This window comes from Micromonospora parastrephiae, assembly GCF_016802865.1.
GTDB classification, from domain to species: Bacteria; Actinomycetota; Actinomycetes; order Mycobacteriales; family Micromonosporaceae; genus Micromonospora; species Micromonospora parastrephiae.
This window is the reverse complement of record NZ_JAEVHM010000215.1, coordinates 1-8481: the sequence shown is the minus strand read 5'-3', so window position 1 is coordinate 8481 and position 8481 is coordinate 1. Positions and strand designations below refer to the sequence as shown.

The 8481-nt window shown below is 73.2% G+C and carries 12 protein-coding genes and 1 pseudogene; 10 read left to right on the top strand and 3 right to left on the bottom strand.

What is annotated here, in order from left to right; genetic code table 11:
* Both JNW91_RS27170 and JNW91_RS27165 read right to left on the bottom strand, forming a co-directional pair.
* Positions 1-1022, bottom strand: a 1022-nt coding sequence (locus tag JNW91_RS27170; protein WP_203178253.1) for a DUF3500 domain-containing protein, incomplete at its 3' end; no start/stop codon positions are given.
* 32 nt (positions 1023-1054) lie between these two features.
* Entirely contained in the window at positions 1055-1447 is a 393-nt protein-coding gene (locus JNW91_RS27165; RefSeq protein WP_203178252.1) for an ankyrin repeat domain-containing protein, read from the bottom strand.
* A 64-nt stretch (positions 1448-1511) separates the two neighbouring features.
* On the opposite strand from JNW91_RS27165, the gene JNW91_RS27160 reads away from it, so the two are divergent.
* The 10 genes and pseudogenes from JNW91_RS27160 (at position 1512) to JNW91_RS27115 (ending at position 7356) form a co-directional block, all read left to right on the top strand.
* Positions 1512-1928, top strand: coding sequence for a signal peptidase I (locus JNW91_RS27160; RefSeq protein ID WP_203178251.1), 417 nt, complete (start codon positions 1512-1514; stop codon positions 1926-1928).
* Between the two features lie 63 nt (positions 1929-1991).
* The gene (locus tag JNW91_RS27155) at positions 1992-2447 is read left to right on the top strand and encodes a cysteine dioxygenase (RefSeq protein ID WP_203178249.1); all 456 of its coding nucleotides are present in this window, start codon (positions 1992-1994) and stop codon (positions 2445-2447) included.
* A gap of 46 nt (positions 2448-2493) precedes the next feature.
* Entirely contained in the window at positions 2494-2982 is a 489-nt protein-coding gene (locus JNW91_RS27150) for a rhodanese-like domain-containing protein (protein WP_407664390.1), read from the top strand.
* 53 nt (positions 2983-3035) lie between these two features.
* Positions 3036-3587, top strand: coding sequence for a winged helix-turn-helix domain-containing protein (locus tag JNW91_RS27145; protein ID WP_203178247.1), 552 nt, complete (start codon positions 3036-3038; stop codon positions 3585-3587).
* 260 nt (positions 3588-3847) lie between these two features.
* Positions 3848-4453 (top strand): winged helix-turn-helix domain-containing protein, encoded by a 606-nt coding sequence (locus JNW91_RS27140; RefSeq protein WP_203178245.1) that lies wholly within the window; start codon positions 3848-3850, stop codon positions 4451-4453.
* A 42-nt stretch (positions 4454-4495) separates the two neighbouring features.
* A pseudogene (locus tag JNW91_RS27135) lies at positions 4496-5142 on the top strand (uridine kinase).
* 164 nt (positions 5143-5306) lie between these two features.
* Positions 5307-5705, top strand: a complete 399-nt coding sequence (locus JNW91_RS27130; RefSeq protein WP_203178243.1) for a TraR/DksA family transcriptional regulator — start codon at positions 5307-5309, stop codon at positions 5703-5705.
* Positions 5706-5753: 48 nt separating this feature from the next.
* A complete protein-coding gene (locus JNW91_RS27125) occupies positions 5754-6626 on the top strand; it encodes a DUF72 domain-containing protein (protein ID WP_203178242.1) in 873 nt (290 codons plus the stop codon).
* Between the two features lie 123 nt (positions 6627-6749).
* Positions 6750-6935 (top strand): hypothetical protein, encoded by a 186-nt coding sequence (locus JNW91_RS27120; protein ID WP_203178240.1) that lies wholly within the window; start codon positions 6750-6752, stop codon positions 6933-6935.
* Entirely contained in the window at positions 6928-7356 is a 429-nt protein-coding gene (locus JNW91_RS27115; RefSeq protein ID WP_203178238.1) for a DUF2267 domain-containing protein, read from the top strand. Before JNW91_RS27120 ends, JNW91_RS27115 begins: the two co-directional genes overlap by 8 nt.
* Before the next feature lie 36 nt (positions 7357-7392).
* Here JNW91_RS27115 and JNW91_RS27110 read toward each other — a convergent pair whose 3' ends face one another.
* Complete coding sequence (locus tag JNW91_RS27110; protein WP_309244498.1) at positions 7393-8163, bottom strand: DUF72 domain-containing protein; 771 nt, start codon at positions 8161-8163, stop codon at positions 7393-7395.
* Positions 8164-8481 lie beyond the last annotated feature (318 nt).

Sequence of the window (8481 nt, the reverse complement as noted above, 5' to 3'; positions counted from 1 at the left end):
GCCGCCACCGCGTCGGCAGCCGCGCTGGCCCCGCCCCAACGGCGTGCCCGGGCCATGGCGGTGGTGCTCGGCGGCCTCTCCGCGGCCACCGTGGCCGGGTGCCGTTCGGCACCTGGCTCGCCGCCGACCTGCAGTGGCGGGCCACCTTCTGGCTGCTCGCCGCCCTCGGTGGTGTTGTCGTACTCGATCAACAGGTCGTCGCCCTGGACCCGGTAGTAGTGGCGCTGCCCCGGGCGGGTCGGGCCGGCCCACGCGAAGTGCAGCTCCCCGCCGTCGAGTCGCCTCGCCTCGCGGATGGCCAGCTCCGGCGGCAGCCGGCCCAGGTAGAGCGCGACCACCTGGTCGAGTAGTGCACGGCCGGTCGGCCCCAGCCGGTCCGCCGGTACGCCGAGTGGCCGCAGTGGAGCGTCGACGTGGGCACGAGTGGCGCTGATGATGTCCGCCGGGGCCTCGTCGGCGATGATCGCGGCGGATCGTCCGGCCGGGTCCAGCGCGTCGAGCAGGGCGCGGGCGAGGTCCTCTTCGACGCCGAGTGGACGGGAGACGGGGCGGCCGGCGTAGCGGACCGCCGCGGGGTTGGCGCCGAAGAAGATCGGCGCGGGGGAGACCTGGTCGTCCACGACGGTCATGGTCACCGACAGGTGGTGCCCCTCCAGCCGCCACGACCAGCGGTCGTCGCGCGCCGGGTCGCCGAACACGGCGACCCAGTAGTCGCCGCTGTGTCGCCCGCGACGCCAGCCCTCGGCGCGGTCGAGGACCTCCTCCAGCGCGATGATCGCCATCGCCTGCGCGTACGCGGAGGGGCTGAGCGCGGTGGCGAGCAGTCGGTGTGCGGCCTTGCGCCCGCCGACGTCCAGCTCGGCGAGGCAGACGCCGGGCCGGGGCCGGGGCCGGTACTCCAGCCAGCGTCGGGCGGGCTCGTCGTCGAACGGGTGCACGGCCTGGTCGCGGGCCGCCGGGTCGAGTGCGGTCAGCAGCGCGGTGCCCGCGGCGCGCATCTGCTCGGGCAGAGGATCTTCCACCGGCCCTGTATACCGGTCGGCGAGGGTCGGCGTCAGCCGGCGCGCAGCAGCTCCGCCATCTCCGGCAGGTCGAAGAACTGGGCGGTCTCCGTCGCCGAGGGGGTGCCGTGCGCCGGGTCGGCCCCGGCGGCGAGCAGCGCGCGGACCGCGTCGGTGCTGCTGCGGAAGACGGCGGCGGCCAGGGCCGTCTGGCCACGGTCGTTGACCCGGGTGTGGTCCGCGCCGCGGCTGAGGAGGGCGGCCACCGTGTCCGGGTGGGCGTGGTACGCGGCCAGGATCAGCAGCGTGTCGCCCTTGTCGTTGGTCAGGTTGACCGGCAGGCCGGCGTCGAGTTGCGCGGCCAGCTCCTCGGTGGAGCCCGAGCGGGCCAGGTCGAACATCCGGTGCGCGAACGCCAGCGTCGCGGCGTCGAGGTCGTCGGTCACCGCTCCAGGTTAGGCCCTGCGGTCCTGATACGTTGCTCGGCCGACGCGCTCGGAGAGGGATCCGATGGGTGAGACGGTGTACGTGGGCAACGCGGGTGTCGACGGCGCCACCAACGCCGGCTGGCTGCTCGGGCACTTCGCGCCGCGCGCAGAGGTGCGGCACAGCACCGACGTCGAGGTGAAGTGGGGCGTGCATCCGCCCGGGCAGGCCCGGTCGCGGTGGGCGACGAGGGAGCGGCGTACCACTCTGCTCGTGCTCGTCGAGGGATGTTTTCGGGTGGAGCTGCCGGACCGGACGGTGCGACTGGCCGAGCCGGGCGACTACGTGGTGTGGGCCCGCGGGGTGGACCACTCGTGGTACGCCGAGCGCGCGTCGGTGGTGTTGACCGTGCGGTGGCCGTCGATGCCCGGCTATCGGGTGGACCCTCCGGTGCTGCGCCGAGCCGAAAGCGTCGTCCCACCAGACGGAATTACCTACTAAACCTATAGGGTTTGAAGGCTAGAGTACGGAGGCACCCCACCGAACGACCTCGCGAGGACCGTCATGATCCACCACAGCCCGGAGCGCGACCTGCTCGCCGTCGCCGCCCGGTGGGCCGACCCGACCGACTGGCCGGTGCCGCTGCGCTTCGACGCCGCCGAGCGCTGGTACGCCCGACTCGCCGCCGACGACGACCACGAGGTGTGGGCGCTGAGCTGGCTGCCCGGCCAGGGCACCGACCTGCACGACCACGGCGGCTCCGCGGGCGCGTTCCGGATCGTCGCCGGTGCCCTCACCGAGGAGACCGTCGCCGGCGGCCGGCTGCGCCCACGGCTGCTGCCCGCCGGCGCCGGCCGCCGCTTCGGCACCCGCCACGTCCACCAGGTGACCAACCGGGGTACGACGCCAGCGGTCAGCGTGCACGTCTACCGGCCGGCACTGCGCCGGATGACCCGCTACCACCTCCTCGACGGGCGCCTGCGGGTCGCCGAGGTCGCCGAGGCCGGACGCTCCTGGTGAACGCCGCCCAGCCACGAACCATCCCCTGCACCGGAAGGAATCGATCATGCAGATGACCGCCGAGCACTGTCCGGCCCCCGTGCCGCCGCCGGGCTCCCGGGGCATCGACGAGATCCTGGCCGCCGCCCGTGCCCGGCTCGACCGGCTGGACCCGGAGCGGGCGCACCTGGCGTACCGGGCCGGCGCGCTGCTGGTCGACATCCGACCGGCCGCCCAGCGGGCCGCGCACGGCGTGGTGCCGGGCTCGCTCACCATCGAGCGCAACGTGCTGGAGTGGCGCTTCGACCCGCGCTGCCCGGCCCGCCTGCCCCAGGCGGTCGACTACGACGTGCCGGTGGTGATCCTCTGCCAGGAGGGCTACACCTCGTCACTGGCCGCAGCGGCGTTGCAGGACGTCGGCCTGCACCGTGCCACCGACGTGGTCGGCGGGTTCGCCGCCTGGCGGATCGCCGGCCTGCCGGCCCTCGGCCCGACCCCGCTGCACCGCGCATTCCCTCTCGCGCCCCCGGTCATCGCCGGGGCGGCGCGCCACTGACCGCCACGCCGCGCACCGGGCGTGGCGGTCGTACCGCCATCTCAGGAGGCACCATGTCCGTCGTCGCCATCCCCACGCGTCCCCACCACCCGGCGGCCCGCGCCGCCCGCCCGCGCACCGGCCCGACCCTGACCATCACCCTCGACCTCGCGGCCGGGCCACTGAGCCCTCGGTTGGCCCGCCTGGTGCAGCTCATCGGGGAGCTGGCCGAGTCGGGGGAGGGCCAGCTGCGCGCCGTCGAGGACATCGCGCCGCGGCTGCGTACGGCCCCGAGCCCCACCACCACCGAGCCGACCGCCGATTCGGACCACGTGCACATCCTGGCCGGCTCGCGGATGGTGCGCCGGGGCGAGGAGGTCATCGCGCTGACCCGCATCGAGTACGAGCTGCTGCTGTTCCTGGCCGAACGGCCCCGACGGGTGTTCACCCGCCTGCAACTTCTGGCGAACGTCTGGGGCTACGAGCACGCGGTGGCCCGGACGGTGGACGTGCACGTCCGGCGGCTGCGCGCCAAACTGGCCGGCGCCGAGGTGGTCGCCACCGTCTACGGCGTCGGTTACCGGCTCGCCGACGAGGCGCGGATCAGCGTCGACCACATGCGCTGACCACGGGTTGGGCGGCGGCCCGAAGGTGGCGTGACAGGCCCCGGTGAACCGGGCGGGGACCCCCGTAACGGGGCATCTCGGAGGCTCTGCTGTAATCATCTGGCCTCGTACGCAGAGCGAGCAGACGGCTCCGATGTGTTCGTCAATTGTCACATTCATGCAACGCAGCCGCCTCTTGACCCTCGCCCGGGCGCCGGGAAGCATCGATGAAGCGGCGTCCCGGGCCGTGGGGAGATACCCGGACAAGCCCAAGGAGGACCATGTCGGTCAGCCCCGCCTCGTCGCGCGCCGGATGGCATACGTCCCAACCCGCGGTGCCCGGTCGACCCCCAGGCGGCCAGCGCCGCCCGGCGAACACCGCCGCGCCCATGCTCACCGTGACGCTGTCCATCCCCCTGGCCTGCGAGGAGTCGCTGACCCCGCCGGCGCGCCGGCTGCTTGAGGCGGCCCGCGAGATGCTGGAGCGGGGTGAGGCGGTCATCACCAGTTCGGTGCCGGTCGAGCGCCGCGCCGACACCGCGCCGGCCAACCGGGCACCGGCCCGAGCGCTCAGCCCGACCATCCCCGCCCTGCACATCCTCGCCTCGTCCCGCTCGGTGCTGCGCGACGACGAGCCGCTGCCACTGACCCGCCTCGAATTCGACCTGCTGCTGCACCTGGTCGCCCACCCCCGGCGGGTGTTCACCCGGCTGCAACTGCTCAACGCCGTCTGGGGCTACGAGCACGCCGGTGTCCGTACCGTCGACGTGCACGTACGCCGACTGCGCGGCAAGGTCGGCGTGGACGTCCCCCTGGTCACCACCGTCTACGGCGTCGGCTACCGGTTGGCCGACGACGCCCGCGTCACCATCGACCGCACCGGCTGACCGCCGCCACCGCCGCACCCGGGCTGGGGGCAGGATGGTCCGGTGCGCATCCGTCCCATCTCGCCCGACCTGCTCGTCGCCGAGCTCACCGGCCGCCTCGCCGACGCCGCGGCCGCCGCCGAGCCCGCCCGGCTGCGGGTCGCGGTGGACGGCGCCCCGCCGCCGGCCCGGATGAGCTGGCTGCCGCGCTGGTAGACCCGTTGCGCGCCCGCGGCCGTCCGGTGCTGCACGTACGCGCCACCGACTTCCTGCGCCCCGCGTCGCTGCGCTTCGAACTCGGCCGTACCAACCCGGACGCCTACTACGAGAGCTGGGTGGACGAGGCCGGGCTGCGTCGGGAGGTGCTCGACCCGGCCGGCTTCGGGGGCACCGGCAGGCTGCTCCCGTCCCTGTGGGACGCCGACGCCGACCGGGCCAGCCGCGCCCGCTACGTCGACCTGCCACCCGGCGGTGTGGTCCTCGTCAGCGGCGCGCTGCTGCTCGGCGGCGGCCTGCCCTTCGACGTCACCGTCCACCTGGTGCTGTCACCCGCCGCGCTGCGCCGCCGCACCGAACCGGCCCGGCACTGGACCCTGCCCGCCTTCGACCGGTACGCCGAGGAGGTCGTCCCGGCCAGCTTCGCCGACGTGGTGGTACGGGCCGACGACCCCCGTCACCCCGCGCTCGTGGAGCCCGGCGAGGGCGCCTGACAACCGCTGAAAAATGGCCGGTTTGATCGACTCTTCCGGCGGGTACTCGCCCGGCTCACAGAGCGCGGGTGACCGCCCGCGTACCCGATGCGACCGTGACCGGGGCAAGGCGCCGCCGGCACCCGGTTCACCTTGAGCCACTGGCCCAGGAAAGGCAGGCAGCGATGCTCGTCCACGACACGGTCGGTACGGGCCGATCCCAGACGGAGATCGACCAGATCCGGCTCTCCCTGCAGGCCCGCTACGACGAGCTGACCGCGGAGTACGAGCAGGCCGTGCTGCAGAGCCAGGTGCTGCGGCTGGTGGAGGTCGGCGACACCGCCGGCGACGACCAGGCCGACAGCGGCACCAAGACCGCCGAACGGGACACCGCGCAGTCCCTCCTGCGCACCATCCTCGACCGTCGCGCCCAGTACGAGCACGCCCTCGGCCGGCTCGCGGAGGGCACCTACGGCTGGTGCGAAGGATGCTCGGCCGCGATCCCGGTGGAGCGGTTGGAGATCTTCCCGTCGGCCACCACCTGCGTGACGTGCAAGCAGACCCGCGAGCGGCGGGCGGCCTGAGCGACGCCAGCGGTTGCCGGTCGGTCCACGACGCGATGGACTCCACCCATGGGTGACATCCTCGTGGGCACCGCGTCCTGGACCGACCGCACACTGCTGGACTCGGGCTGGTATCCGCAGACCGCGGACACCCCGGAGAAGCGGCTGGCCTACTACGCCCGGCAGTTCCCGCTGGTCGAGGTGGACGCCACCTACTACTCCCCGCCCGCCGAGGCGACCGCCCGGCTCTGGGCCGAGCGCACCCCGGCCGGCTTCACCTTCAACATCAAGGCGTTCAGCCTGCTGACCGGGCATCCCACCCGGGTCAGCGCCCTCTACAAGGATCTGCGTCCGCAGATCGACAAGAAGAACGTCTACCCCGACGACCTGCCCGCGCAGGCGTACGAGGAGGTGTGGACGCGCTTCCTGTCCGCGCTGGACCCGCTGGTCGAGGCGGGCAAGCTGGGCGCGGTGCTGTTCCAGTTCCCGCCCTGGTTCACCATCAAGCGGGCCAACAAGCAGTACCTGCTGGAGGTGGCGAAGCGTTGCGCGCCGCTGCGGCCGGTCTACGAGTTCCGGCACGCCTCCTGGTTCGACGGCGACAACGCCGACGAGACACTGGCGTTCCTGCGCGAGCACAGGCTGCCGTACGTGTGCGTGGACATGCCGCAGGGCCACCGCTCGTCGGTGCCGCCGGTGTTGGCCGCCACCGCGGACCTCGCGGTGGTGCGCTTCCACGGCCACAGCGACAAGTGGACCAGCAGGGACATCCACGAGAAGTTCGGCTACCACTACTCCAAGCGCGAGCTGGCCGACTGGGCGCCGAAGCTGCGCGAGCTGGCCGACGACGCCGGACAGACCCACGTACTCATGAACAATTGTTACCGCGACTACGCGCAGACGAACGCGAAGACCCTCGCCGGCCTCCTCGACGCCGGCTGACCCGCTCGCCGACTCACCCGATCGGGGTGGGGCCGGCTCACCCCCCAGTTCGGCAAAGTGGAGGTGGTGCGTGCGGAGGCCCTCGGGTGGCCCACGCCGGAGACGACACGGAGGTGACGGGGGATGACGGTTCGAGTGGTGACGGATCGACGGCGTGGCGCCGTCCTGCACGTGGTCGGCGCGGCCGACGACACCCGGCGCGCGCCGCAGCGCAGCCCGGTGCGGGCCCGACGTGGCCCGGTGGGGCCACCCCGGCGCGACGACGATCGACGGTGGGAGACCACGGAACGGGGGTCGACCGATGGCTGACCAGCTGATCTCGGCGTTCGAGTCCTCGCTGGACAAGACCAACCTGATTCTCAAGGACATCGAGATGGCCTACGGCTGGCCGAAGGATCGGCGCAACCAGTCGTACGCGGCCCTGCGCACGGTGCTGCACCTGCTGCGCGACCGGTTGCCGGTGAACGAGAGCGTGGAGTTCGCCCAGCAGTTGCCGGTGCTGGTCCGGGGGATCTACTTCGACGGCTGGAACCCGTCCGACGTGCCGATCAAGCTCAACCGCGACGACTTCCTGTACGAGGTCCGCCAGGGCTTCCCGTACGACGTCGACGGCGGCCCGGAGCGTGTGACGCAGGTGGTGCTGGACACCCTGCGCCGGCACATCACCCAGGGTGAGTGGCAGGACGTGAAGGAGACCATGCCCAAGGATCTCGCCACGTTCTTTCCGTGACGCCGTGAGCCCGCCCGGGAGACACCCCGGGCGGGTTCATCCGTCCGAGGTGTCCGCCTCGGCGGGGGTCGGCACCCGGGACACCGGGTGGCCGGCCCGCCGGGCCAGCGCGGCGAAGGTGACGGCGTCGGTGACCGCGGCGCCGCCGGGGTCGTTGTTGAAGTAGACGTACGCCGGCTCGTCCGCGCCGAAGGCGTCGGTCAGCCGGCCCACCCAGGAGCCGAGCGCGGTACGCCCGTAGTGCGGCCACGGTCGGGCCCGACCCTCGTGCAGGCGCAGGTAGCCGAAGTCGGTGGTGCGCCAGCGCGGGGCGACCGGGCGACCCAGCCGGTCCGCCCAGACCAGCGCCGCCGCGCGGCGTTCCAGCACCGCCCGGGTGCCGTTGGTCCACCACGACGGGTGCCGGGGCTCCACCGCGACCCGCACGTCGGCCGGGAACAGCCGCAGCGTCGCGTCGAGCGCGTCGACGTCCGCCCGCAGGTTGGGTGGCAGTTGCAGCAGCACGGGGCCGAGCCGGTCACCGAGCGCCGTGGCTCGGCCGAGGAACCGGGCCACCGGTTCGGCGGGCTCCCGCAGCCGCTTGATGTGCGTCAGGTAGCGGCTCATCTTCACGGCCACGCAGAAGTCCGCCGGGGTCCGTGCCCGCCAGGCGGCGAAGGTGTCCCGCTCGGGCAGCCGGTAGAACGCGTTGTTGACCTCGACGGTGGCGAACCGCGCCGCGAAGTGTTCCAGCCACAGCCGCTGCGGCAGCGGTTGCGGGTAGAACCGGCCCCGCCAGTCCCGGTACTGCCAGCCGGATGTGCCCACCAGAATCACCACACCATCCTGGCATCGCACCCGCCGCAGGTGAACCGCCCGTGTCGCCCCGGTTCGGCGTCTACGGTGAGGGTTAGAGAAGATCGCGCGTGGGGTACCACCCGCAGCACGACGGACCCCGGCGTACGGCGGGGCGGCACACCCGAGGGAGTACCGATGGCACTCAACGACGATGACATGCAGACCACGGGCGGCGGCGGCTTGGAGGGCCCGGCCGACGGTGGTGCGACCCCGGGTCACCAGGATGGTGGCGCTGACGGTGGCGCGGAGGGTCCGGCCGATGGTGGCGCGACCCCGGGCCGGCAGGAT

What these genes read in the sequence shown, in the direction of transcription:
- JNW91_RS27160 (WP_203178251.1), top strand. Translation starts at nt 1,512, where the DNA reads ATGGGTGAGACGGTGTACGTGGGCAACGCGGGTGTCGACGGCGCCACC.
- JNW91_RS27120 (WP_203178240.1), top strand. Translation starts at nt 6,750, where the DNA reads ATGACGGTTCGAGTGGTGACGGATCGACGGCGTGGCGCCGTCCTGCAC.
- JNW91_RS27145 (WP_203178247.1), top strand. Translation starts at nt 3,036, where the DNA reads ATGTCCGTCGTCGCCATCCCCACGCGTCCCCACCACCCGGCGGCCCGC.
- JNW91_RS27150 (WP_407664390.1), top strand. Translation starts at nt 2,494, where the DNA reads ATGCAGATGACCGCCGAGCACTGTCCGGCCCCCGTGCCGCCGCCGGGC.
- JNW91_RS27140 (WP_203178245.1), top strand. Translation starts at nt 3,848, where the DNA reads ATGTCGGTCAGCCCCGCCTCGTCGCGCGCCGGATGGCATACGTCCCAA.
- JNW91_RS27130 (WP_203178243.1), top strand. Translation starts at nt 5,307, where the DNA reads ATGCTCGTCCACGACACGGTCGGTACGGGCCGATCCCAGACGGAGATC.
- JNW91_RS27125 (WP_203178242.1), top strand. Translation starts at nt 5,754, where the DNA reads ATGGGTGACATCCTCGTGGGCACCGCGTCCTGGACCGACCGCACACTG.
- JNW91_RS27115 (WP_203178238.1), top strand. Translation starts at nt 6,928, where the DNA reads ATGGCTGACCAGCTGATCTCGGCGTTCGAGTCCTCGCTGGACAAGACC.
- JNW91_RS27155 (WP_203178249.1), top strand. Translation starts at nt 1,992, where the DNA reads ATGATCCACCACAGCCCGGAGCGCGACCTGCTCGCCGTCGCCGCCCGG.